Source organism: Devosia aquimaris (genome assembly GCF_020169335.1).
In the GTDB taxonomy this organism is placed as follows: Bacteria; Pseudomonadota; Alphaproteobacteria; order Rhizobiales; family Devosiaceae; genus Devosia; species Devosia aquimaris.
Genome location: NZ_JAIEZN010000001.1, coordinates 2,178,368 through 2,200,812, shown reverse-complemented (window position 1 = coordinate 2,200,812; position 22,445 = coordinate 2,178,368). Strand labels below are relative to the sequence as shown.

The following is a 22,445-nucleotide window of genomic DNA, read 5'->3' as shown; positions in this document are numbered from 1 at the left end:
TGTGCCTCATGTGTCCGTGCCGTTCGGACAATTCAAACGCAACTACCGGCCAGGGCAAAAAACCACGCTGGACTGGAAGCGATGTCGAAGAAGGCGAAGCGACTTGCAGGGGGCCTAACCCGGCAGGTCTAATAAATTCCATCGCCGCACTATATGCCCTTAGCTATGCCGCACAATTCGTTCGGCGGCTAGAGGAACGCACGTAACAGGGTGTAATTGTGCTTGCGTTTTACATGTAAATCGCGCCAAATCGACAGTAGAAGCGGAGTCTGTCGTGGCCGAGCCGGCGCAATCAAATGACAGAGCGATCCAGGCTTTGGAGCGATTGCTCACTTGGCCCGAAATCGCGCGGTCTCCGCAGCTGGCCAAATTTCTCGATTACATTGTCCGGCGCAAGCTGGAGGGGCAGGAACAGGCGATCAAGGCCTATGCCATTGCCGTGGATGTTCTGGGCCGGCCAGCCGATTTTGATCCACAGGCCGACCCCATCGTGCGCGTGCAGGCCCGTCGCCTGCGGGCCCTTCTGGACCAATACTACCTCACCGATGGGGCGGCCGAGACGCTGCGCATCCGGCTGCCGGTGGGGCGCTATGTGCCGGAGCTGGTGGAGCGGGAGGAGTCGCTGCCTCCCCTTAGGGAGCCCGAGCCGCTCAGTGCCATGCCCGCGTTGCCGGCGGTCAATGTTGCCAAGGGCGACAGCTTCGGCGTGTCCTGGTTTGCGCTGATGATGCTGGTTGCCGGCGTTCTGGTGCTGTCGCTCGCCCTGGTCGCGTTCTGGCCGCGCGACAGTGTGGAGGCCACTGGCGATGCGCTGGACCGGCCAAGCCTGACAGTTGTGGAGTTCCAGACGCTGGGTGGCCTGCAGGGCTTCGTGGCACCGTCGGGCGGGTTGGCCATTGAGCTGGTCACCGATCTTGAGCTGTTCGACGAATTGATCGTCCGCTATGGCGGCGGTGGTGACGCGGCGACGATGGGCGATGCGGCAACCGACTATGTGCTCACCGGCATCGTGCGGCCGGATGGCGACATGGTCCAGTTCAGTGCCATTCTCACCGACGTCAACTCGGGCCTTGTAGTGTGGAACCAGTCCATCGCGGAAACCGCCCAGGCCGCCACCCAGCCCGGCGTGCTGGATGATGTGTCGCGCCAGCTGAGCCTTCGCCTGGGCAGTGCGCGCGGCCCGCTGCATCGCAAGGCGCAGGCGCTGCTGGACGAGGCGCAGCTGCCAGATGGGCCGGTTACCGACTATCTGTGTACCATGATGTTTCACCGCTACCGGGACACGGCCGCTCAGGCGGCTGCCGAGCTGGTGCAGACCTGTCTGGCCAAGCTCCACCTGCAGGGTGAGCCGTCAGCGGCCATGCTGGCCATCGAGGCAAGCCTGATTGTCGACCGGCTCGGCACCGGAAATGGCGACCGCTTTGCCAGCCCGGTCAGCATCAGCCGCGCCGAAGTCCTGCTCAACAAGGCGTTGCAGACGGACCCCACCAGTGCGTTCGTCTGGGAGCAGCTGGCGCGGACGCGGCTGGCCGCCGGGGCGACGGAGCGGGCGCGCGCTGCCTTCAGCTCTTCACTGCAGCTCAATCCGGCCAATGCCGATGCCCTGGCTGCCTATGGGCTGCAACTGGCGCTGTCGGGCGAGGTGGGCGATGCGGCCGCCATGGCGCAGGATGCCTTGGACAGTACCGCCGATCCGCCAGACTGGTATTTCGGCGCGCCGGCGCTCGAGGCGCTGCGCCAGGGGAAGCCAGAGCTGGCGGCGATCTACGCGGAATCCTATTCGCGCGCGGATCGGGAACTGGGCCCGATCCTCGCCATCATGGCCGGGCAACGCGCCGCCGACCCGGCAATCGTCAACCGCTATGTCGCGCAGGTGCTGGAGGTGCCGGCATTCCGCGTTGCCGGCGTTCTGCCCCGGTTGCGCGAGCGAATTTCGGACCCTGCACTGATTGAGCAGGCGCGCATTGCCCTGCTGGCTGCCGGCGTGCCGCAGGCTTCGCTGGTCAATGGGTTCTAGTGCGCGCTGGAGTGCGAGAAGAGATTGATGACCAGGACACCGGCAAGGATCAGCGCCATGCCGATCAGCGCCGGCAGGTCTAGGGTCTGCCCATAGGCGAAATAGGCGATCAGCGAAACCAGAACGATGCCCACGCCCGACCATATGGCATAGCCAATACCCACGGGGATGGTCTGCAGCGCCAGCGAGAAGAAGTAGAAGGTGATGCCATAGCCCAGCACCACCACGACGCTGGGAACCAATTGCGTAAATCCCTGCGAGGCGCGCAGGAAGGAGGTGGCAATCACCTCGCCGACGATGGCAATGCCCAGATAGATGGCCCCGTTCATGGTGTGGATGGACCGAACAGATCGCGCGCAAGTGCGATGAAACGGTCGCCGCGTTCCTCAAAATTCTTGAACTGGTTGTAGGATGGTGCGCCGGGCGAGAGGATCACGGTGTCGAAATCGTCGCTGCGCGCCCGCAGGGCCTGCATGGCTGCCGCAAGATCGGGCGCCTCGATGACGCCGATATAGGGTGCAGCGCTCCGCGTGGCGCTGGCCAGTCGCGCACCGGTAACGGGCAGGCAGGCCAGGGTTGTCACCCCGTAGCCGACCAGGCGCTGCGCCAGTTCGGCGTAGTCCTGCTCACGTTCATGACCACCGGCAATCAGGGCAAGGCGCCGGCCGGCATAGGCGGCAAGGGCAGCCTTGGTTGCCTCGGGCGTGGTGGAAATGGAATCGTCGACGAACAGCGTCGCGCCGAATTCATGTTCTTCCAGCCGATGCGGCAAAGGCGAGAAGGCGCGAATGCCCTGGACAATGCCGTCCAGCGTGCCGCCGGCGGCCAGGGCGATCTGCGCGGCGAGATGGGCATTGTCGCGATTGTGTGCGCCCTTGAGCCGCGAGCGGTCGACGGCGGCATCCACCGCCGACAATTCATCGGCACTGAGATCGCGGATCAGCCGGCGATGGTCACGCACGGCCATGGCGACGCGGGTATTGCCCTTGGCGGCGGCGCCCAGGGCGACCGGGAAGCCGCCATCGCGGTCAATCAGGTGCAGCTTGTCACGGTAATAGGTGTCGACCGAGCCATGCCAGTCGACATGTTCGGGATAGAGATTGGTCACCGCCGCGATATCGGGCAGGAAGTTCATGTCGGCGGTCTGATAGCTCGACAGCTCAAAGATCACCACGGCGTGGCGATCCGCGATGTCGAGCGGCGCCAGCCCGACATTGCCGGCCAGGCCCGCATCGATGCGCGAGCGGGTCAGCATGAGGTGGACAAGCGTGGCCGTGGTGGATTTGCCCTTGGTGCCGGTGATGGCGATCACCGTGCGGCCATTGCGGTAGGCACCGCCCCAGAGGTTGAGGTTCGAGGTGACGGCAATGCCGGCGTCGCGGGCAATCGAGAACACGGGCTTGTAGAGCGACACGCCCGGGCTCTTGATGATATGGCCGACCAGATGGTTGCGCAGCGCTGAGGGGAGCTCTTCGAGCGCGACCGGCGTCGTCTCGGGAATGTCGGCGGTGCCGCTGTCGACGGTCACATAGACCTTGAGGTCCGGCTGGCGTGCCTTGAGAAAGGCCCGGGTGGATAGCGCCTCGCGGCCAGCGCCATAGAGCAGGACGGGTTCGTCAAACCGCATAGGCCGCCACCTTTGCTGCCAGCGCGGGCGGAATGTGGTGGTCGTGGCTGTCCGTCAGGCATTCGGCCATGGCGGCCTGCAGGCGCGGCTCGCCATATTGGGCCAGGAGATCGGCTTTAACCGCACGGACCACGGCGGCCTCGTGCCAGTCGGCGTGGCGGGTCAACGTATAGAGGCAGGCTGCGGCCTCGAGGATTTCGCCGACACATTCCCATGGCTTTTGGCCGGCGAGCCCGGCCAGTTCGCGGAACGAGCCTTCGTGCGCGGGATTGTCGAGCAGGTCCTTGCCGAAGATCGATAGCAGCCTGTCCTTGGCCATGAAGGGCGCAAAGATCAGGAAGACGAAGTGGCACTTGGGGCATTCGCCGCACCACAGCGGGCCGTCATTGCCCGTCAGGCGGAAATTGCGGTTGCAGCTCGAAAAGACGTGGTCGAACTTGGTCTCGTGGGTGAACAGCGAGGCGATGCGGGCCTCCGAATAGGGCCGCAGCAGCGAGAAATACTGCAGCGCGCCGCCGGTGGCGTCCGCCAGAATGCCGGCGATGCGCAGCTCGAAGCCCAGGGACTTGGAATACTGGTGATTGGTCTCGCGCCCGTCGAACTCGACATTGCCCTCGCTGGCCGAGCGCTCATTGCTGAGCACGATCTGGTTGTAGCCATAGAGCAGGGCGCAGAGTGCGGCGATCATCGAGTTGATGGCCGTCGAGGGCACATGGCCGTTGTAGTAGCCCGGTTCCTTGCCCAGGCGGATCATCTCGGCGTCGAGCGTGCGGGTCACATAGACCGGATCGGTGCCGATGGCGGTAACCGAGGTCAGGATCGGCCCCTTGGGATTGACGGCAAAGGGCGTGAAGGGGACGCCGGTGTGGGTCAGCAGGTCGACGCTGACCAAGGAGTCCTTGCCGCCGCCGATCGGCAACAAGGTGCGTTCCGGAAGCTGGACACGGGGCAGGGGGGCGTTGGCGTCGTCGGGCGCGTCGATGGTCAGCCGGCCAAAGCGCTGCAACTGGTTGCGGGCGTAGAATTCGCCCAGGCCATTCTCATAGATGTCGATGGCAAAGGCGCGCTCGCTTTCCGTCAGCGGAATGGCATCGGCCACAATCGCAAACGGCGCGCGCAGCTTGAAATAGCTGACGCCCAGCACAATCGCGGTCAGGTCGAGCAGCTTGATGAAATTGGCGCTGGTGGCCGCCGTGGCATCGCTGCCGGGCGGCAGCCCAAGGGTTTCCACGAAATGCAGGTCGCCCAGGCGATAGCCAAATCTGGCCAGCCCCGTGGCAGGGTCGAAGTGCGGGCGCTCGATGCGGAACTGTTCAGTCAAAGGGGTCACTCTTGGCGGTGCCCCTCATATAGGTGATTTGCCGGGCCGGGGGGAGGGGCTGGCTCACATGTCGGCCAGCGGGAGTCTGATGGCACTGAAGTTGGTTTGGAGTGAGGCAGTTGCCGATCAGCAGATGCGCATCTGCAGGCGCATCACGATCTCGCTGCCCAGGCGCTGGTAACCGAACTCGCGCATGGTGCAGCTCCAGCCATTGCCGGCGCGCTCGATGCGGAACAGGTTGTAGCGGGCTGGATCATCGAGCGTGCCGCCCTGGGCGGAGCTGGCCGCAGCGACGCCGACGACGGGCACCTCGGCACCCTTGCCGGGGATGGAGTGGATCGACGAGCGGTGGGTGTGCCCATGCAGGATCAGCTCGGCGCCGTGTTCGGCGATCACCGAGCGGAACAGCTTATGTCCCTTGAGGCCAAAGGAGGGATGCTGCAATTCGGGATTGGGCGGGTGGTGGATCAGCACGGTGCGGAAATAGCCGGCCTCACCCATGACCTTGAGAATGCGGCCAAGGCGGTCGGCCTGGGCCTCGTCGAAGCGTCCGACTGCCAGGAAGGGGCGGGTGGGCACAGCGCTGGAGCAAGAGATCACGGCCAGCTCGCCGACGCGACGAACAAAGGGGAAGACCGCGGCGTCCAGGGTTTCACCCTGCATATATTCGCCCCAGTTCTGCTGGGCGGCTTCCAGTGCCCCCGAGACATAGGCGTCGTGATTGCCGGGGCAGACCGCGATCTTGTCCGACTGGCCCAGCGCCCGCAGCCAGCGGCCGGCGCGTTCGATCTCGAAGGGCAGGGCCAGGTTCACCAGATCGCCGGTGACGGCGGTGAAATCGGCATTCTGGGTCTGCAGATGGCTGACAAGGCTCGCCAGCGTCTCGCTGTTCAGCTCGTCGTGGCGCTTGAGCTTCCAGTTCAGGTAGCCGGTCAGGCGCTTGCCGAGCAGATCGCGCCAGCCCACCTCGGGCATCGGGGAAAGGTGGATGTCGGAAATGTGGGCCAGGGTGATCATCGCAGGCGTAATGCCAGATGGCAGCCGGCAAGAAAATGCAGAATCGCCCCGCCGGTTGATTTTGTGGTCATCAAACCTCTGATACCGGTAGGCACCCAAGGAGAGTTCGCATGCAGATGAATCGCCGGCAAAGGCTTTTGGCCAAGGTGTTCCTGACCCTCAAGGGGTTCTGGCACCGGCTGACCATGGGGTCGCGGGTGATGGTGGTGGATGGCGACAAGGTCTTGCTGATCCGCCACACCTATGTGCCGGGTTGGCAGTTTCCGGGCGGCGGGGTGAGCCCGGGCGAAACGCTGGAGCAGGCGGGCGCGCGCGAGACCCTGGAAGAGACCGGCTACAAGATCGTCGGACCGATGGAACTGTTCGGCATCTACCATAATTCCAGCCCGGTGACCGATCGTGACCATGTGGCCTTCTATGTCGCGCATGGTTTTGAGAAGGTGTTTGAGCGCAAGCCGGACCGCGAGATTGCCGAAGTGGGTTGGTTCGACCGCCATGCCTTGCCCGACAAGGTGACGCCGGCAACCAGCCAGCGCATCGATGAATATTTCGACCGCGTGCCCAAGCGCGACGTCTGGGGCTACTGAGGCCAGCGGCCCCTCCCCGTGGGGAGGGGCCGAAGCGAGCTACTTGAGGAATTCCAGATCCGGACCCGTCGGGACAATCCGCGTCGGGTTGATGGTGATGTGGCTCCAGTAATAGTGCGTCTTGATGTGGGCGAGGTCGACCGTTTCCTTGACGCCTGGCACCTCGTAGAGCGCCTTGAGATAATGCGACAGGTTCGGATAGTCGGCGATGCGGCGGCGGTTGCACTTGAAGTGACCGACATAGACCGCGTCGAAGCGCACCAGCGTGGTGAACAGGCGCCAATCGGCTTCGGTGATGCTGTCGCCGGTGAGGTAAGCGGTTTCGCCCAGCTTGGCCTCGACCCAGTCGAGCGCGTCGAACAGCTTGCCGACTGCCTCTTCATAGGCGGCCTGGGTGGTGGCAAAGCCGGCCTTGTAGACGCCGTTGTTGATGTCGTCATAGACGCGGTCGTTGATGGGATCGATCACCGACCGGAGCTCGGCGGGGTAATAGTCCTCGGTGTTGCCGGTCAGCTCGTCAAAGGCCGAGTTGAACATGCGGATGATTTCCGAGCTCTCGTTGGACACGATACGGCCGGTCTGCTTGTCCCACAGCACGGGCACGGTGACGCGGCCGGTATAGTCCGGGACGGCCTGGGTATAGACCTGCCACAACGTTTCCTTGCCAAACAGGGCATCGCCGGTTGAGCCGGTGGATGTGTCAAAGCTCCAGCCGGTCTCGTCGGGCATCTTGGGGGAGACCACCGAGACCGAGATCAGGTCTTCCAGGTTCTTGAGCTTGCGGAAGATCAGCGTGCGGTGCGCCCAGGGGCAGGCCAGCGAGACATAGAGGTGGTAGCGGCCGGGCTCGGCCTTGAAGCCGGCATCGCCCGAGGGGCCTGCACTGCCATCAGCGGTGACCCAATTGCGGAACCCAGCCTGGCTGCGCTCGAATTTGCCACCGGTCTTCTTGGTGTCGTACCACTGGGTGGACCATTTTCCGTCTATCAATTGTCCCACAATCGAAGCCTTTCCGTCATGTTGTCGACGCCATCAGCGCGTCTTATCGGGGCTGTTGCCTGCGTTGGTTTACACATAGGGCGGTCTGGCGCGAGGGATAAGTCCGCATTGACGTAACGAAGCGTTGTGCATTTCGGACACAGCTGGCGGCCAGGTCCCCATTTTGCGGGGTTGGACAATGAGTTTTTGTTTACGTGCCGCGCCGGTGGTGCTAATGCGATTTTCAGGCGTGGAGGCGCCCAGGATGGTGAAGGTATTGCGTTTGATTCGACGACCGTAAGCGGTCCCCCTTGTGCCGGTGCATGTTGCGCGCCGGGTTGTTCGACGCATTCCCAAATCTGGATCCTGCCATGTCCCTTGTCCCTGCGCCCTCGGCTGCGGTTGCTGCTGTCACCTCATCGCCTGTACGGGTTCCCACTGTTCGTCCCGCTGACCAGCCGGGCGATGATGCCTTCATTGAAGAGCTGCAGGCCCTGGCCTTTGGTCCGGGCCGGTTTGCGCGCACGGCCTTTCGCATTCGCGAGCGGCTGCCCATCGACAAGAGCCTGAGCCTGGTTGCCGAAGTCAACGGCACGCCCTGTGGCTCGGTGTGGATGACGCCGATCAGCATTGGTGGCCTCAATGGCTATATGCTGGGCCCGCTGGCGACCCATCCCGGGTTCCGCAAGCTGGGCGCGGGCAAACTCCTGGCGCGGGAAGTGACGCGGCGGGCGCTGGAGCGTGGCGAAGGCAAGTTCGTCATGCTGGTCGGTGATCGCGACTATTACTGCCCGCTGGGCTGGGAGCCGACGACGCCGGGCAATATCGAATTCCCCGGCCCGGTGGACCCCACCCGCGTGTTGCTGTTTGCCGAGGACAAGAGCCTGGCCGCAACGCTCTCTGGCCCGATCGCGGCCTGGCAGCAGGGCTGATTGCCTGGCCCGCCACTGGCGGGCCAATGGCGTCTGCAGACTTGACGGCTTGGTGCCAGGCGCCCACCTCTGCAGTGCGGGTAGCCACTGCGCGTGCGCTGTTCTAATCTTTGGCGATGAAACCAATTCTGGTGACGCGTTGACGTCTGACGACAGCTTTATCGACCGTCTGTCGGGCCGGTTGCTTGCGGTGCCGCCGCCCGCACCGGCGGCGGAGCGACTGGTGCCCGATTGGGCGCCGCCGCGTCCGTTCAACCGTCCGCCTGTGCCGGCGGCCGTGCTCATTGCCCTGATCCGGCGGCCCGAGGGCGTCACCGTGCTCTATACCGAGCGCTCGCCCGACCTGCGCTCGCACTCCGGCCAGGTGGCCTTTCCCGGCGGCAAGGTGGATGCCGGCGATGCCGATGTGGCCGCCGCGGCGCTGCGCGAGGCACATGAGGAAGTGGGCATGGTGCGCAGCGAAGCGGAGGTCATCGGCTTCATGCCGACCTATTTCACCGGCACCAACTACCTGATCACCCCGGTGGTCGCGCAGGTCTGGCCCTCCGGGCCGTTCGTGCCCAATCCAGGCGAAGTGCATTCGGTGTTCGAGGTACCCTTGGCGCGCATTCTCCATCCGGAAAGCTATGGCGAGTTTCGCATCACTCGCGACGGCAAGGAGCACCGCACCTGGCAGATCGACCACGACGGCCATCGCATCTGGGGCATCACCGCCAACATTACCCGTCTGTTTCGTGACCTGGCCATGGGCGAGGTGGCCGCGTGAGCGTGGCCGCATTGCAGACGGCGGACTGGCTGCGGCGGCCGGAAACGCAGGCGATCTTTGCCGCGCTGGACGGCGACAGGCGGCGCACCCGCGCGGTGGGCGGCGTGGTGCGCGATACGATCCTGGAGCGGCAGCGTGCCAATCCCGACATCGACATGGCGACCGAGCTGCTGCCCGACGAAGTGATGGCGCGCGCCCAGGCGGCAGGCATAGCCACCTATCCCACCGGCCTTGCGCATGGCACGGTGACGCTGAAGCTGGGCGAGACGCTGGCAGAGGTCACCACGCTGCGGCAGGATACCGAAACCGATGGGCGGCACGCCGTGGTGGCCTTTGGGACAGACTGGGTTCTCGACGCGAGCCGGCGCGATTTCACGCTCAACGCGCTCTATTGCGCGGCCGACGGCACGCTCTATGACCCGCTCGGCGGGCTGGACGATGCCTTGTCCAGCCGGGTGCGTTTCATCGGGGACGCCCGACAGCGCATCGCCGAAGACGGTCTGCGGGTCTATCGCTTCTTCCGCTTCTCGGCCAGCCACGGCGGCGAACAGTTCGATCAGGCGGGCTTGTCGGCCTGTGCTGACGCCGTCCATGCGCTCGACCATTTGTCGCGCGAGCGGATCGGGCAGGAAATGGTGCGGATGCTGGGGTTGCCCCGCGTTGCCATGACGCTGGCGACTATGGCCGGGATCGGCCTGTTGCAGATCGAGGAGGCGGTGGCCAAGGCCTTGCTGCGCTATGAACTGCTCGGCGGACAAGCGCCGGCCACGCGGCTGGCGCTGCTGGCCGGCAGCAGGATCGACGACGCCCAGGCGATGTGGCGGCTGTCTGGCGATCTGGTGAAAACGGCGCGGGCGACGCTGGTGGCCGCCGATATCCTGGCTGCCGATCGTATCGGCGAGGCCGCCTATCGCCATGGCGAAGTGGCGGTGGAGGGGCTGGCACTCGCAGCCGCTCGAGACGATTGGCGCCCGGCGCATCTGGCGGAAGCGGCGCGCATGCTAAGCCGTCTGGTGGTGCCGCCCTTTCCGGTAAAGGGCAATGATCTCATGGAGATCGGTGTGCCGCCCGGGCCGGCCATAGGAACACAGCTGGCGCAGCTCGAGCGGATCTGGATCGACAGCGGCTTTACCTTGGGGAAGGCAGCTCTGCTGACGAAGGTCTCGGTCTAGCCGTGCAACTTGCGCGGCTCGGACGCATCGGTGTCGGTGATGCGCTCCTTGATGCGATCGATCATTTCGGGACGCACCTGGTCCTCGCCATGCAGGCGGCGCAGGTTTTCCACGGCACGGCGCACGACTTCGGCCTCGCTGTCGGCCTGGGCAACCCAGGTGGCACCGGGGATCAATGACGCAGACTCAAAGCGTTTCATCATGTCCTCCTTGTTTCGACTTTTTGAGAAGACACCACCAAAGGGGCCATATTTTGACGCCAGTGCAGATATCACGATAGTTTTCCTGGGTGCGGCGGCGGTTTGCTCATAGCCTGTCGGCGCGAGGCCATCGGAGGGTTGAAAACGCATGCGGGCAGGGCTGGTGAACAAGATCAGGGACGTGGTGTGGCCGCGCATGGGTCTGCGACGCTATAGCCGCTATCTGGTCAAGCGGGTGATGCGGCTCTCGGCCAGTCCACATGCCATCGCTGCCGGGGTCGCCTCGGGGGCGGCCGTGTCCATGCTGCCGCTCATCGGGCTGCATTTCTTCCTCGGCTTCGTGCTGGCGTTTGCCACGCGCGGCAACATGATTGCCGCGGCCATTGGCACCGCCTGGGGCAATCCCCTGACGTTTCCGTTCTTCTTTGCCGCGGCCTATGGGCTGGGCGACCTCATCCTGGGTGGTGGCGGCGTCAGCACGGGAGAACAGGCACAACTGGCGGCAACGGGCGAGCAGCTCAGCCATGGCCTGTTCTCGGCTGGCTTTGAAGCCATCTGGCCCAGCTTTCAGACCATGATGATCGGCGGCCTGCCGATCGCCGTGCTGGTCTATGGCGTGTTCTACGTGGTGGTGCGGGCGCTGGTGTCCCGTTTCCGCGCGCTGCGGCAGGCCCGCCTGGCAGACAAGCGCCTCGCGGCCGGCAACGCAGCCCCGTCATCCACCAATTAGGTCCGCCGTCAGTCGTCGTCGAATTCGCCGATCTGGGTCAGGCCATCCAGCCAGGTGCCATTGTCATCGCGGATCACTTCGCGTGGCAGGATGCCGCTTTCGGCGGCTATGGCGTCGGCCAGGTCTCGCGCATGGGTGACGACCCAGATCTGGCTGCGCTCAGCCGCCTTGACGATCAATTGCGCCAGCACCGGCAAAAGGCTGGGGTGAAGGCTGTTCTCGGGCTCGTTGAGCGCGATGAAGGGCGGCAGGCGGTAGGACAGCAAAGCTCCGGCCAGCGCCAGAAACTGCAGCGTTCCGTCCGACAGCTCGTGCGGCCCGAACACACGCTTGGGCATTTCCTCGTAACGCATGCCGAAGCTGGCGAAATCGCCGACCTCCGGAATGACCAGTTCCGCGCCCGGGAAGGCGTCAGCAACAGCGCGGTCGAGATCGACGCGGTCGCCCCGGATATGATGCAGCGTTGCCAGGACTGCGCCCAGATTGCTGCCGTCGGAAGCGAGGGCCGGGGCGGTGACGGCGCGCGATGGACGACGCAGGGGCGAGTCGGCATCGGTGCGGAAGCCATGGAAGAAGCGCCAGGCGATCAGGGAGTCGCGCACCAGGGCGATCTCTGTGCGGCCTGACAGCGCGGCGAGCGCCGTCTCGCTGGCCAGCACATCATCATCGACCGTTTCGCGTCGACCCTCGGCATCCCGCGCCCAGATCACGCCGCCCTTGCGCTCCATCAGATTGACCGGCTTGCCCCGCTGCTGCCAATCAAGGGACTCATGGGTCACCTGCGCTTCATTGGGAAAGGCGGCAGCCGTCGGGGTGGGAAAGCCCAGCTCAAGCCGATAGGTCGGATCGAAGTCGCCATCGGCGAGGTCAGCGAAGCCGGCCGCCAACTGCAGCTTGTTGCCCTCGCCCTTGCGATAGCCATCGGTGCGATATTTGGGATCAAAGCCGCCATCGGGGCTCAGATTCTTGCCGCCGGCCCAGAATATGGAGCCAAGGCCACCCTCGCGCGCGATCTCGTCGGTCAGCGTGCCGCGTGCAGCGGCCTGCAGCAGCTCCAGCGAGCGATAGAGATTGGTCTTGCCCACGCCATTGCCACCCACCAGCACCGTCAACTGCCGCACCGGAAACCGGATCTTGCGGATGGAGCGGTAGCCAGTGATCTCAACGGCTGTCAGCGTCATGTCAGGGCCAGCGGACTTCCGGGGGCATGGACGAGAGGATCGAGTTCACATTGCCGCCGGTCTTGAGGCCGAATGTGGTGCCCCTGTCATAGAGCAGGTTGAACTCGACATAGCGGCCGCGGCGCACAAGTTGCTCGTGGCGATCGGCCTCGGTCCAGGGCGTATCGACATTGCGCCGCACCAGCGCGGGATAGATGCCGAGGAAGGCCTCGCCCACCGCCTGGGTGAAGGCAAAGTCGGCGTCCCAGTCGCCCGAATTGTGGTGGTCGTAGAAGATGCCGCCGATGCCGCGCGGTTCGTTGCGGTGGGGCAGGAAGAAATACTCGTCGCACCAGGCCTTGTAGCGGTCGTAGTCGACGCCGGGCCGGTCAGCGCAGGCAGCGCGCATGGCGGCGTGGAAATCGACCGTGTCGGGATCGTCCTGGGTGCGGCGCCGATCGAGCACGGGGGTGAGGTCCGCGCCGCCGCCGAACCACTGCTTGCCGGTGACGATCATGCGCGTGTTCATGTGCACGGCCGGCACATGCGGATTGCAGGGATGCACGATCAGCGAAATCCCGGCGCTCCAGAACTGGGCGCCGGCTTCGGTGCCGGGCATCTGCTTGGCAAAATCGGCCGAGAACTCGCCGTGGACAGCCGAGATATGCACGCCGGCTTTTTCGAAGACGCGGCCGTGCAGCATGCCCATCTCGCCGCCGCCGCCGGCGGCGCGGTCCCAGGGGGTGCGCTCGAATGTGCCGGCAGGCAGATGGGCATTGGGACCCTGGTGTTCGGCCTCGATGGCCTCGAAGGCCGCGCAGATGCGGTCGCGCAGAGTGCGGAACCACGCCTGGGCCGTGGCCTTTTTGGCGTCAATGTCGGGCGGGAGAGCGGCGGGAGCGTCTGTCATGATGGAAGTGAAATGAACGCTCAAACGAGGCCTGTAAAGCCGTCGGTCTGTCTTTTTGCTTCGCCGAGCACCAAAGTGGCCGCCAGGGCCACGTTGATCGAGCGCAGGCCGGGGCGCATGGGGATGCGCAGCCTCAGGTCGGCCCCCTCGGCGACGGCGTCCGGGACGCCCGCGCTTTCCCGGCCCATCATCAGGATGTCGCTGTCTTCAAAGCGGGCGGCGTAGAGGCTGGTCTCGGCCTTGGTGGTGAGCAGCACCAGTCGCCGCCCCTCGGCCCGCCGCCAGGCGTCGAACTGGCTCCAGCTGTCATGCTCGCGCACGGACGCCTGATCGACATAGTCCAGCCCGGCCCGCGCCAGGTTCTTGGGCGAAAAGACGAAGCCGGTGGGGTGGATGATGTGGATGATCGTGCCCAGGCAGGCGCTCAGCCGAATGAGGGTGCCGGTGTTGTTGGCGATGTCGGGCTGGTAGAGGGCGAGATCGACCGGCATGGCAGTCCCCAGGTGATCAGGGTGAAAAATGCCCGGTTTTACGGGGCTGGGCTGGGTATAGTGTCGCAGATGCGGGCTGTCACGGTTGCGATCACTGGACAAGCGCATGGGACAGTGCAAAAAGAGCCGCAACTGACGGGCCGCTTGAGGGCGGACGGCTGCCGATTCTGCGTATGCGAGAACGGTGTTGCTGCTGCAGGCTGCGTCGGATCTGCTTTGTACGGGGATACGGACCTTGGCCACGCAAACACAACATTCAACGACACGGCGGGATTTCCTGTTTGTCGCAACCGGTGCAGTCGGCGCAGTCGGCGCTGCTGCGGTCGTCTGGCCATTGATCAACCAGATGAACCCGGACGCTTCGACCCTGGCTCTGGCCAGCATCGAATTCAGCCTTGCCGGCATCGAGGAAGGTCAGTCGGTGACCATTCTCTGGCGCGGTCTGCCCGTGTTCGTGCGCAATCGCACGGCCAAGGAGATCGAAGAGGCCAAGGCCGTTCCGCTGAGCGAGCTCAAGGATCCCGCGACCGATGAGTCCCGGACCAAGGAAGGCCACGAGAACTGGCTGGTGATGATCGCCAACTGCACCCATCTGGGCTGCATTCCCGTCGGCGAGTCCGGCGAATTCGATGGCTGGGCCTGCCCGTGCCATGGTTCGCAGTTCGATACTGCCGGTCGTATCCGCAAGGGGCCCGCGCCGACCAACCTGGTCGTGCCGCCCTATGAATTCATCAACGATACGTTGATCAAGATCGGTTAGTGGGGGCTTCTCCGATGTCTGAACATTCGACTTACACACCCGGCTCGGGCATCGAGAAGTGGCTCGATGAACGCCTGCCGATCATCCGGTTCTCCAAAGAGCACCTGATGGATTTCCCGACGCCGAAGAACCTCAACTACTGGTGGACGTTCGGTGCGATCCTGGTGATGTGCCTTTTGGTGCAGATCGTCACCGGCGTGATCCTGGCGATGCACTACACCCCCAATATCGCCATGGCCTTCGACTCGGTCGAGCATATCCGTCGCGACGTCAACGGCGGCCGCATCATCCAGGCCACCCATGCCGTGGGCGCCTCGATGTTCTTTGCTGCCGTCTACATCCACATCTTCCGCGGCATGTATTTCGGCTCCTACAAGGCGCCCCGCGAAATCCTGTGGATCCTGGGCGTGCTGATCTTCCTGCTGATGATGGCCACCGCCTTCATGGGCTATGTGCTCCCCTGGGGCCAGATGTCCGGCTGGGCCGCGACCGTGATCACCAATATCTTCGCGGCCATCCCGGTCATCGGTACGCCGCTGCTCGAGCTGCTGCGCGGCGGTTTCTCGGTGGGCAACCCCACGCTCAACCGCTTCTTCTCGCTACACTACCTGCTGCCGTTCGTGATTGCCGCGGTCGTTGCGCTGCACATCTGGGCGCTGCACGTGCCGGGCAACAACAATCCCACTGGTGTGGACGTCAAGGACAGCCGCGATACGCTGCCCTTCCACCCCTACTACACGATGAAGGATCTGTTCGGCATGGTGCTGTTCATGATCCCGTTCGCGTGGTTCATCTTCTTTGCCCCCGATATCCTGGGTCACCCGGATAACTACATCCAGTTCGACAGCCAGGTGACGCCGGCCCACATCGTTCCCGAATGGTACTTCCTGCCGTTCTACGCGATCCTGCGCGCCATCGACTTCAACCTGCTGTTCATCGACTCCAAGCTGTTGGGCGTGATCTTCTTCGGCGGTTCGATCCTGATCCTGTTCCTGCTGCCGTGGCTGGACACCTCCAAGGTGCGTTCGGGCAATTTCCGTCCGATGTTCCGCTGGTTCTACTGGCTGTTCGTGATCAACTTCGTGGCCCTGACCTATCTGGGCGCGCAGCCGGCCGATGGCATCTACGTGCTGCTGTCCAAGATCTGCACGGCTTACTACTTCATCCACTTCATCGTCATTCTGCCAGTCCTTGGCCGCATCGAGACGCCCCGGCCGCTGCCGACCAGCATCTCGGAAAGCGTCCTCAGCAAGTCGCATGCGTAAGAGAGGGGCAGGAACCATGTTCAATACCAAGACGATCCTTGCCACTGTGGCCATTCTGGCCGGGCTCGCCGGCATGCCGGCAGCACAGGCGGCTGAAGAGGCCCCGCATATCGAGAAGCAGAGCTGGAGCTTTGCCGGCATCTTCGGGACCTATGACCAGAACCAGCTGCAGCGCGGCTTTCAGGTGTTCCGCGAAGTCTGCTCGAGCTGCCACAGCGCCCGGCTGATCTCGTTCCGCAACCTGGCTGAAGAGGGCGGTCCTGGCTTCTCTGAAGAGCAGGTCAAGGCGCTCGCCGCCGAGTATGACATTGCCGACTCCACCGCTGACGGCGGCACCCGCAAGGGCGTGGCTGCCGATCGCTGGCCGTCGCCGTTCGCCACCGAACAGGATGCCCGCGATGCCAATGGCGGCGCGCTGCCGCCGGACTTCTCGGTGCTGGCCAAGGCCCGTGGCGTGCATGACGCCTTCCCGTTCTGGATCTTCAACTACTTCACCGGCTATTCCGAAGGCGGCCCGGACTATATCCACGCCCTGCTGAACGGCTACCACGAAGAAGTGCCGGAATCGGCGCCGCACAATGCTGACGGCACCCCGTTCGAACTGCCTGAAGGCAAGTACTACAACGACTACTTCCCCGGTCACGCCATCGGCATGGCGCCGCCGCTGCAGGATGGCCAGATCTCCTATGAAGTGGCCGAGGGCGAGGCCGCCGTGCCGCTGACGGTGGACCAGTACTCCAAGGACGTTGCTGCCTTCATGATGTGGATGGCCGAGCCGGGCCTGGTCTCGCGCAAGCAGACCGGCTTTGCCGTGCTGCTGTTCCTGGTGCTGTTTGCGGGCCTGATGTATGGCACCAAGCGCAAGATCTGGGCCGGCATCGAGCACTGATCGCCTCGACATCATCCAAATTCTCAAAGGGCCCCGATGGGGCCCTTTGTCGTTTGCGAGGTTGTGACGCTGCTGCCCCTTGCCAATCGGGCGCAGGCCCGCAATATGGAGGGGTGATCGTCTCTTGCGCCGGGGAGCCAGCATGTCCGCCATCCGCCTTGCCGCCACCGTCGTCGGTGCCGCCCTCACCTTGAGCCGTCACCCTGTGGTGCGTGCGGGGATAACGGCCGTTGCCAGCAATCCCCAGGCCCGCGAAACAGCCATCAAGGTCACGCGCAAGGCGGCCTATAACGCCGGCGTTGTCGCGCGGCACCTGATTGGCCGCCGTCTCCCCTGATTCTTACTCTCTGTTAGGTTTGCCATGTCGCTCGACCTCAAGGCCCTCGTGCGCACGATTCCGGACTATCCCAAGAAGGGGATCCTGTTTCGTGACATCACCACGCTGATCGAGCATCCGGAGGGCTTCAAGCAGAGCGTTGAGGACATCGCCAGCCTCTATCGCGGCAAGGGCATTACCCATGTCGCCGGCATTGAGGCCCGCGGCTTCATCTTCGGCGCCGGCGTGGCCATTGCGCTGGGCGTGGGCTTCATTCCCGTGCGCAAGAAGGGCAAGCTGCCCGGCGAGACCATCGGGCAGAACTACGCGCTCGAATACGGCGTGGACACTATCGAGATCCATGCCGATGTGATCGACCACAGCCATACGGTGCTGCTGGTCGATGACCTGATCGCCACCGGCGGCACGGCCATTGCGGCTGCGGGGCTTTTGCGGCGCACCGGCGCCACTGTGGCCGGCGCGGCCTTTGTCATCGACCTGCCCGTACTGGGCGGGGCCGCCAAGCTGGCCGCCGAAGGCGTACCGGTGACGGCGCTCATGGAATTTGACGGCCACTGAGCCAGTGCGCTGAGGCGCCTACCAGTTGTGGCGGCCGTCGAATTCGTCGACCGTCACGCTGCTCCAGTCAAAATCGTCAATGAGATTGAGATTGACCGAGTAGCTGCGCGCCGTCGGCATGCCGCCCACGCCGTCCTTGGGCGTGCCGTCGGCATTGTACATGCTGCTCCAGTCCGGCGAGTCGCCCCAGGTTTGCATGCCGCAGGTGCCGCAGAAATGGTGCCTGTTCAGGCCGCTGGCGCTGTAGGTGCGCTCGCCCTCGTTTGCCACGATGGTGAGGTCACCTTCGCCGTAGTAGCCCCACACCGCCCCGGCGCGGGCGCAATAGGTGCAGTTGCAGCGACCGGCGCGGGCCGGAGGCCGTGGCAGGGTAATCTGGGTTGCGCCGCAATGGCATTTGAGGGTCAGGGACATGGCAGGGCTCCTTTTGGACCGGGCCCAAAGTGCCGCCTTGCGACGTCAGACTGTGTCAGCAGACCTGCCTGACGTCACGCCGCCAGTTCAACGGCCGTGTCGACAATCACGAACTGGTTGCCCTCGGGGTCGCGCATTACGGTGTAGGTGGGCAGCACGCGGACGGTCTCGGCGCCTGACTGGGTCAGTGTCTCGACGAGGCCGGCGCGGTCGTCGACGGCAATGTCGAAGTGCACGCGGTTGTTGTCCGGGCGGCGACCGTCGATGTTCTGGAAGCAGATCGAGGGACCCGGGCCGTCGATCATCACCGTGGGTTCGGGCACTGGCTCGAGGCCGAGGTCTGACAGTGCCGCCAAGGTTGCGGGATCGGTGCTGCGGACCGCATAGCCATCGAGCAGGCTGGCCCAGAAAGCGGCGAGGGTCGCCGGCTTCTCACAATCGAACACGATCTCGTGGATCTTGCCCATGGTCGTCTCCTTGTCATCAATTCCCTCGCTGGTTAGCGGGAAAATGCGGCAAGACTGGCGCAGGCGGGCACGGCACGGCGGGACGGGCGAGAGCGGCGCCTGGGCGCCGCTCTGCCAGCAATTCGATCTAGGGCTCGAGTTGGCCCGTCTTGGGCTGCTGCTCGGCGCTGATGTCGGGCTCGTTGCGGGTCTTCCACAGCGAGAACAGGACACCGCCGGCCAGGATGGATACCGTCACCAGCAGGGAGAGCAGGGTGTCGATCTTGATGCCCAGGGGCACCAGGAAGATCTTGATACCCACCAGCACCAGGATGATGGCCAGCGAGGTCTGCAGGTAGCGGAAGCGGTTCATCGCCGCCGCCAGGGCGAAGTAGAGCGCGCGCAGGCCCAGGATGGCGAAGATGTTGGACGTGTAGACAATGAAGGTGTCCTGGGTCACGGCGAAGACGGCGGGCACGGAATCGACGGCAAAGACCAGGTCCACCACCTCGACCATGATCAGGGCGACGGCCAGCGGGGTCAGCCAGCGCACCAGCTTGCCCGTCTTGGGGTGGGGCTGCATCACCGTGAAGTTGTGGCCATGCAGTTCCTTGGTCACGCGGAAGCGGCTGGTGATGAAGCGGAACACCGGGTTCTCGGCAATATCGGGCGTTTCGTCCTGATGACGGAACATGCGGATGCCGGTGAACACCAGGAAGGCGCCGAAGAAGAACAGGATCGCGCTGAACTGATAGACCAGGGCCGCGCCCAGGCCGATGAGAATGGCGCGGAAGGCGATGACGCCCAAAATGCCCCAGAACAGCACGCGGTGCTGGTAAATGCGGGGGATGGCGAGGAAGCCGAAGATGGTGGCGATGACGAACATATTGTCCATCGCCAGGGACTGCTCGATCAGGTAGCCGGTGAAGAATTCGAGGCCGGCCTGTGCGCCGCGCTGCCACCAGACCCAGCCACCAAAGGCCATGGCGATCGCGACATAGAAGCCATAGAGCGTCAGGCTCTCCTTGGCGCCGATCTCGTGATCGTCCTTGTGCAGAATGCCCAGGTCAAAGACCAACAGGCCGATAACGATCGCGATGAACGCGATCCAGAAATAGACGGGGGTACCCAGAAAATCGCCCATCAGGGCTGCAAGTAGCGAATCCATCGCCGGACCTTCTCCATGAGAGTTTGGAGCAGCTCCGACATCACGAGAGCAAACAGGCTCTCGCCAGAGGGGCCCGGCGCTGCGCCCCTAACATGGATGAAACGGCGCAAATTTCAACCCCCGTCTCCGCGCCATGTGAAAACGGGGGCCAGATATGCCTTGCGGTCAGTTGCTCGGCGGCGGGCCCGAAGGCTGGCTGCCATCGGCGGGGGCGCCGGGAGGTGGGCCGCCCGCACCGCCCGCCGGCATTGATGCACCGGTGCTGCGTTCGGCCGTAAAGTCGATCGGAATGGTCACGGTGCCGGTGTAGCCGGTGGTGGGGCTCCCGCTCATGGCCGGCGTCTGCTGGGCGACTTCCTCGGCGGTATTGTCGCCGAACACATTGTCCGTCGGGATGGTGATGCGGCCCAGATTCTGCGTGCTGCTGGAATAGCGGCTGTCGGCGGCATAGACCGCGCTGCATTCGGCCTCGGGCATGGCGATCTGGGCTGTCAGCAGGGCGTTGTCGCCGCTGACCGCCTTGGTCGCGCTCTCGAAGACCTCAAAATGGATATGTGGCCAGCGGCCGTCATAGCAGCCGGGGAAAATGGTGGTGAACTTCACCTTGCCATCGGCATCGGAGATGCCGACGCCGCGCAGGTAATTGGCATCGGTGATGTCGTAGAGCGAGTATTTGCCGATGGTGTCGCAGTGCCAGATGTAGACGGCGTGGCCCGCCAGCGGGGTGCAGCCATCGGCATTGACCAGGGTGAGCTCGAGGTCGAACTGCAGCCCGTCGGCGACCGGGGTGAGCGTGCCGAACGAGGGGCGCAGGTCCTGCCGGATCACGCCTTCCTGGGTCAGGGCATTGATCACCTGGCCGTCGCGGACATTGGAGCCGTCTGCCGGATAGGGGCCCTGCGTTTCCCAGGGCAGGGCGACGCATTCGAGCGCCAGGGCAGGCAGGCCCGAAAGGCTCGCGACCCCAACGCCGCCCATCAGCGCCAGCAGCTTGCGGCGGCCGAGCATGAATTTGAGATCGTGGGCGAGCCCCAGATCGTGTTCGTGGTGATCGTTGTCATCGTGCATGGACATGCGCATTCCTTCCTGCGGCCCCCTATTCCAGAAGAGAGGCGGTTCATCTGGTGCACCCTAGATAGGGCGCCCAAACTAACCGGGGTGCGTCCAAGCGATGAAAGATTGGCAATGTCCTGCCCGAAGCGGCAGACCCTGGCCGCCGGCGCCTAGCGTGGCGTGCAGAGCATGACGGCGGCCGTCTTGGTCTCCAGCTGAATGGCGACGCCCGCATTGGGATGGGCGACGATGCGCCCAGCCTCGATGCCGCGCGATGCTTTCAGCGCGCCATCATTGAAGCCAACGCCATCCTGATAGCCCGTGATGGTCCCGGTGCCGGAGCTGGTGTCGCCAACGATGGTGGAGGCAAAGCCATAGACGCCGCCATAGATGGTCAGCATGCCGGCCTTGGTGCCGTCGGCATCGCGGCAGCCCCAATTGCCCTCAAAGCTCTGGGCCAGAGCGGGCGAGGCAGTCAGAGCGATCAGGGCGGCAGTCAGGGCGATTCGGCGCATGTCGGAGACAGTGCCGGTCCGGCGCGCGGCTTTCAAGAGCCGCGCTTGATCCATTTGCCGATTACCGGCGATTTGCTCAGCGCCTGCATCAGCTTGAGTGAAAGCGGCATCACATAATCGCGGCGCTTGGAGAAGCCGACCAGTTCGGCGCGATAGACCAGTTCGTCGCGCTGATTGACGGCGGTGATGGTATTGAACAACAGGCCCCAGCCGGGAATGGAGTTCGACGGGCGCTTGTCGGTGACCACAAGGGTGTAGCGCACGGTGTCACCGGGGCGTACGGGCACCTTGAAGTCCATGCTGTTCACGCCGGGGGAGGGGCCGGAGACGCCAGGCTCCTGGCCGAGTGCACGCAGGCGGTCCTCCTCGGCAAACAGGGCGTCGACCATCAGGCGGTGGCCGATGCTGACGGTGTGCCAGCCACTGGCGACAATGCCGCCAAAGTGGCTCTGGCGGGCCGCCTCGGGGTCGATGTGGAAATATTGCGGATCGTAGAGCGTGGCGAAGGCAGTGATTTCGTCCTGGCTGAACATATGATCGCCAAGGGCGAACTCCTCGCCGAGCACGATGTCCTCAAACCAGCGGGTCATGGCTGGGCTCCCGGGTTGCGCGTATCGACCAGATTGGCCAGGCGCATGGTGAGGACCGGCGCGTTCTTCTGGTTGCGGACGTCGAAGTCGAGCGTGACGATGCCCCATTGCGGGTGGCTTTCGGAGCGGCGCAGCTCGACGATGGTGACGGTGCCGCCGATGGTGTCGTCGACCATGACGGGGTTCTTCCATTTGAGGTTGCGAAAGCCCAGGCCGCCGGCGGAGGCGACCGTGCTGAGGAAACTGTCGACCAGCATGCGCAGGCTCAGGGCGCCGGTTTGCCAGCCGCTGGAGGCCAGACCGCCCAGAAGACTGGCCTTGGCGGCGGCTTCGTCGAGGTGAAAGGGGAAGGGATCGAACTGCTTGGCGAAGCCGATGATCATCTCGCGGGTCACCTTGGTGTGGCCCAGGGTGATCACCTCGCCAACGGCGAGATCCTCGAAGTGCCTGCGGTCCGCAGTTACAGTATTGGTCATTGCATTGCCCTATAGGTCAACCGCCCATGTGCGCCCTTTGTGCGCCCAAGACAACCCGGATTCAAC

27 protein-coding genes are annotated in these 22,445 nt (G+C 64.3%); 11 read left to right on the top strand and 16 right to left on the bottom strand.

Annotation, left to right across the window (positions count from 1 at the left end; genetic code table 11):
• Positions 1–325: 325 nt before the first annotated feature.
• Positions 326–2,017 carry a hypothetical protein gene (locus K1177_RS10605; protein WP_224703273.1) on the top strand — a complete coding sequence of 564 codons (1,692 nt, stop codon included), beginning with the start codon at positions 326–328 and terminating at the stop codon, positions 2,015–2,017.
• Here the strand turns inward: K1177_RS10605 and K1177_RS10600 are convergent.
• The 4 genes from K1177_RS10600 to K1177_RS10585 form a co-directional block, all read right to left on the bottom strand.
• Positions 2,014–2,346 (bottom strand): SMR family transporter, encoded by a 333-nt coding sequence (locus K1177_RS10600; protein WP_224703272.1) that lies wholly within the window; start codon positions 2,344–2,346, stop codon positions 2,014–2,016. The two genes, K1177_RS10605 and K1177_RS10600, sit on opposite strands and share 4 nt — an antisense overlap.
• Positions 2,343–3,644: a UDP-N-acetylmuramoyl-L-alanine--D-glutamate ligase gene (gene murD, locus K1177_RS10595; protein WP_224703271.1), complete on the bottom strand. Its 1,302-nt coding sequence runs from the start codon at positions 3,642–3,644 to the stop codon at positions 2,343–2,345. The genes K1177_RS10600 and murD overlap by 4 nt, the downstream gene beginning before the upstream one ends.
• Positions 3,634–4,965 (bottom strand): hypothetical protein, encoded by a 1,332-nt coding sequence (locus K1177_RS10590; protein ID WP_224703270.1) that lies wholly within the window; start codon positions 4,963–4,965, stop codon positions 3,634–3,636. The genes murD and K1177_RS10590 overlap by 11 nt, the downstream gene beginning before the upstream one ends.
• A gap of 126 nt (positions 4,966–5,091) precedes the next feature.
• Positions 5,092–5,982 carry a metallophosphoesterase family protein gene (locus K1177_RS10585; protein WP_224703269.1) on the bottom strand — a complete coding sequence of 297 codons (891 nt, stop codon included), beginning with the start codon at positions 5,980–5,982 and terminating at the stop codon, positions 5,092–5,094.
• 110 nt (positions 5,983–6,092) lie between these two features.
• Here K1177_RS10585 and K1177_RS10580 point away from each other — a divergent pair, with 110 nt between their 5' ends.
• On the top strand, positions 6,093–6,569 hold the full coding sequence (locus K1177_RS10580; RefSeq protein ID WP_224703268.1) for an NUDIX domain-containing protein: 477 nt from the start codon (positions 6,093–6,095) through the stop codon (positions 6,567–6,569).
• A gap of 39 nt (positions 6,570–6,608) precedes the next feature.
• Here K1177_RS10580 and K1177_RS10575 read toward each other — a convergent pair whose 3' ends face one another.
• Complete coding sequence (locus K1177_RS10575) at positions 6,609–7,568, bottom strand: glutathione S-transferase family protein (protein ID WP_224703267.1); 960 nt, start codon at positions 7,566–7,568, stop codon at positions 6,609–6,611.
• A gap of 350 nt (positions 7,569–7,918) precedes the next feature.
• On the opposite strand from K1177_RS10575, the gene K1177_RS10570 reads away from it, so the two are divergent.
• From K1177_RS10570 to K1177_RS10560, 3 genes are all read left to right on the top strand, one after another.
• On the top strand, positions 7,919–8,479 hold the full coding sequence (locus K1177_RS10570) for a GNAT family N-acetyltransferase (protein ID WP_224703266.1): 561 nt from the start codon (positions 7,919–7,921) through the stop codon (positions 8,477–8,479).
• 139 nt (positions 8,480–8,618) lie between these two features.
• Entirely contained in the window at positions 8,619–9,245 is a 627-nt protein-coding gene (locus K1177_RS10565) for a CoA pyrophosphatase (protein WP_224703265.1), read from the top strand.
• Positions 9,242–10,417: a CCA tRNA nucleotidyltransferase gene (locus K1177_RS10560; protein WP_224703264.1), complete on the top strand. Its 1,176-nt coding sequence runs from the start codon at positions 9,242–9,244 to the stop codon at positions 10,415–10,417. Before K1177_RS10565 ends, K1177_RS10560 begins: the two co-directional genes overlap by 4 nt.
• Here the strand turns inward: K1177_RS10560 and K1177_RS10555 are convergent.
• On the bottom strand, positions 10,414–10,617 hold the full coding sequence (locus K1177_RS10555; protein WP_224703263.1) for a DUF1059 domain-containing protein: 204 nt from the start codon (positions 10,615–10,617) through the stop codon (positions 10,414–10,416). The two genes, K1177_RS10560 and K1177_RS10555, sit on opposite strands and share 4 nt — an antisense overlap.
• A 163-nt stretch (positions 10,618–10,780) precedes the next feature.
• Between K1177_RS10555 and K1177_RS10550 the strand changes: the two genes are divergently transcribed.
• Positions 10,781–11,347: a DUF2062 domain-containing protein gene (locus K1177_RS10550; RefSeq protein ID WP_224703262.1), complete on the top strand. Its 567-nt coding sequence runs from the start codon at positions 10,781–10,783 to the stop codon at positions 11,345–11,347.
• Positions 11,348–11,355: 8 nt separating this feature from the next.
• Here the strand turns inward: K1177_RS10550 and K1177_RS10545 are convergent, their stop codons facing one another.
• The 3 genes from K1177_RS10545 to K1177_RS10535 are packed head-to-tail and all read right to left on the bottom strand — an operon-like array spanning position 11,356 to position 13,908.
• The gene (locus tag K1177_RS10545) at positions 11,356–12,528 is read right to left on the bottom strand and encodes an AAA family ATPase (RefSeq protein WP_224703261.1); all 1,173 of its coding nucleotides are present in this window, start codon (positions 12,526–12,528) and stop codon (positions 11,356–11,358) included.
• A 1-nt stretch (position 12,529) separates the two neighbouring features.
• Complete coding sequence (gene hemF, locus K1177_RS10540; RefSeq protein ID WP_224703260.1) at positions 12,530–13,417, bottom strand: oxygen-dependent coproporphyrinogen oxidase; 888 nt, start codon at positions 13,415–13,417, stop codon at positions 12,530–12,532.
• A 20-nt stretch (positions 13,418–13,437) separates the two neighbouring features.
• Positions 13,438–13,908, bottom strand: coding sequence for a tRNA (cytidine(34)-2'-O)-methyltransferase (locus tag K1177_RS10535; protein WP_224703259.1), 471 nt, complete (start codon positions 13,906–13,908; stop codon positions 13,438–13,440).
• Between the two features lie 235 nt (positions 13,909–14,143).
• On the opposite strand from K1177_RS10535, the gene petA reads away from it, so the two are divergent.
• From petA to K1177_RS10510, 5 genes are all read left to right on the top strand, one after another.
• Entirely contained in the window at positions 14,144–14,668 is a 525-nt protein-coding gene (gene petA, locus K1177_RS10530; protein WP_224703258.1) for a ubiquinol-cytochrome c reductase iron-sulfur subunit, read from the top strand.
• 14 nt (positions 14,669–14,682) lie between these two features.
• On the top strand, positions 14,683–15,933 hold the full coding sequence (locus tag K1177_RS10525) for a cytochrome b (protein WP_224703257.1): 1,251 nt from the start codon (positions 14,683–14,685) through the stop codon (positions 15,931–15,933).
• 16 nt (positions 15,934–15,949) lie between these two features.
• Positions 15,950–16,822, top strand: a complete 873-nt coding sequence (locus K1177_RS10520; protein WP_224703256.1) for a cytochrome c1 — start codon at positions 15,950–15,952, stop codon at positions 16,820–16,822.
• A gap of 142 nt (positions 16,823–16,964) precedes the next feature.
• Entirely contained in the window at positions 16,965–17,159 is a 195-nt protein-coding gene (locus K1177_RS10515; RefSeq protein WP_224703255.1) for a hypothetical protein, read from the top strand.
• Between the two features lie 24 nt (positions 17,160–17,183).
• Positions 17,184–17,717: an adenine phosphoribosyltransferase gene (locus K1177_RS10510; protein WP_224703254.1), complete on the top strand. Its 534-nt coding sequence runs from the start codon at positions 17,184–17,186 to the stop codon at positions 17,715–17,717.
• 18 nt (positions 17,718–17,735) lie between these two features.
• On the opposite strand, the gene K1177_RS10505 is transcribed toward K1177_RS10510, so the two are convergent.
• From K1177_RS10505 to K1177_RS10475, 7 genes are all read right to left on the bottom strand, one after another.
• Positions 17,736–18,131, bottom strand: a complete 396-nt coding sequence (locus K1177_RS10505) for a GFA family protein (RefSeq protein ID WP_224703253.1) — start codon at positions 18,129–18,131, stop codon at positions 17,736–17,738.
• 74 nt (positions 18,132–18,205) lie between these two features.
• On the bottom strand, positions 18,206–18,598 hold the full coding sequence (locus tag K1177_RS10500; RefSeq protein WP_224703252.1) for a VOC family protein: 393 nt from the start codon (positions 18,596–18,598) through the stop codon (positions 18,206–18,208).
• 127 nt (positions 18,599–18,725) lie between these two features.
• Entirely contained in the window at positions 18,726–19,745 is a 1,020-nt protein-coding gene (locus tag K1177_RS10495; RefSeq protein ID WP_224703251.1) for a TerC family protein, read from the bottom strand.
• A gap of 165 nt (positions 19,746–19,910) precedes the next feature.
• Complete coding sequence (locus K1177_RS10490) at positions 19,911–20,819, bottom strand: dioxygenase family protein (RefSeq protein WP_224703250.1); 909 nt, start codon at positions 20,817–20,819, stop codon at positions 19,911–19,913.
• Between the two features lie 149 nt (positions 20,820–20,968).
• Positions 20,969–21,313, bottom strand: a complete 345-nt coding sequence (locus tag K1177_RS10485; protein ID WP_224703249.1) for a hypothetical protein — start codon at positions 21,311–21,313, stop codon at positions 20,969–20,971.
• A gap of 32 nt (positions 21,314–21,345) precedes the next feature.
• Positions 21,346–21,903 carry a MaoC family dehydratase gene (locus tag K1177_RS10480; RefSeq protein ID WP_224703248.1) on the bottom strand — a complete coding sequence of 186 codons (558 nt, stop codon included), beginning with the start codon at positions 21,901–21,903 and terminating at the stop codon, positions 21,346–21,348.
• A complete protein-coding gene (locus K1177_RS10475) occupies positions 21,900–22,379 on the bottom strand; it encodes a MaoC family dehydratase (protein WP_224703247.1) in 480 nt (159 codons plus the stop codon). Before K1177_RS10475 ends, K1177_RS10480 begins: the two co-directional genes overlap by 4 nt.
• Positions 22,380–22,445 lie beyond the last annotated feature (66 nt).

Coding starts and splice junctions, on each gene's coding strand:
- K1177_RS10600 (WP_224703272.1), bottom strand. CDS start 2,346: ATGAACGGGGCCATCTATCTGGGCATTGCCATCGTCGGCGAGGTGATT.
- murD (WP_224703271.1), bottom strand. CDS start 3,644: ATGCGGTTTGACGAACCCGTCCTGCTCTATGGCGCTGGCCGCGAGGCG.
- K1177_RS10585 (WP_224703269.1), bottom strand. CDS start 5,982: ATGATCACCCTGGCCCACATTTCCGACATCCACCTTTCCCCGATGCCC.
- K1177_RS10580 (WP_224703268.1), top strand. CDS start 6,093: ATGCAGATGAATCGCCGGCAAAGGCTTTTGGCCAAGGTGTTCCTGACC.
- K1177_RS10570 (WP_224703266.1), top strand. CDS start 7,919: ATGTCCCTTGTCCCTGCGCCCTCGGCTGCGGTTGCTGCTGTCACCTCA.
- K1177_RS10555 (WP_224703263.1), bottom strand. CDS start 10,617: ATGAAACGCTTTGAGTCTGCGTCATTGATCCCCGGTGCCACCTGGGTT.
- K1177_RS10545 (WP_224703261.1), bottom strand. CDS start 12,528: ATGACGCTGACAGCCGTTGAGATCACTGGCTACCGCTCCATCCGCAAG.
- hemF (WP_224703260.1), bottom strand. CDS start 13,417: ATGACAGACGCTCCCGCCGCTCTCCCGCCCGACATTGACGCCAAAAAG.
- K1177_RS10535 (WP_224703259.1), bottom strand. CDS start 13,908: ATGCCGGTCGATCTCGCCCTCTACCAGCCCGACATCGCCAACAACACC.
- K1177_RS10525 (WP_224703257.1), top strand. CDS start 14,683: ATGTCTGAACATTCGACTTACACACCCGGCTCGGGCATCGAGAAGTGG.
- K1177_RS10520 (WP_224703256.1), top strand. CDS start 15,950: ATGTTCAATACCAAGACGATCCTTGCCACTGTGGCCATTCTGGCCGGG.
- K1177_RS10515 (WP_224703255.1), top strand. CDS start 16,965: ATGTCCGCCATCCGCCTTGCCGCCACCGTCGTCGGTGCCGCCCTCACC.
- K1177_RS10510 (WP_224703254.1), top strand. CDS start 17,184: ATGTCGCTCGACCTCAAGGCCCTCGTGCGCACGATTCCGGACTATCCC.
- K1177_RS10505 (WP_224703253.1), bottom strand. CDS start 18,131: ATGTCCCTGACCCTCAAATGCCATTGCGGCGCAACCCAGATTACCCTG.
- K1177_RS10500 (WP_224703252.1), bottom strand. CDS start 18,598: ATGGGCAAGATCCACGAGATCGTGTTCGATTGTGAGAAGCCGGCGACC.
- K1177_RS10495 (WP_224703251.1), bottom strand. CDS start 19,745: ATGGATTCGCTACTTGCAGCCCTGATGGGCGATTTTCTGGGTACCCCC.
- K1177_RS10490 (WP_224703250.1), bottom strand. CDS start 20,819: ATGTCCATGCACGATGACAACGATCACCACGAACACGATCTGGGGCTC.
- K1177_RS10485 (WP_224703249.1), bottom strand. CDS start 21,313: ATGCGCCGAATCGCCCTGACTGCCGCCCTGATCGCTCTGACTGCCTCG.
- K1177_RS10480 (WP_224703248.1), bottom strand. CDS start 21,903: ATGACCCGCTGGTTTGAGGACATCGTGCTCGGCGAGGAGTTCGCCCTT.
- K1177_RS10475 (WP_224703247.1), bottom strand. CDS start 22,379: ATGACCAATACTGTAACTGCGGACCGCAGGCACTTCGAGGATCTCGCC.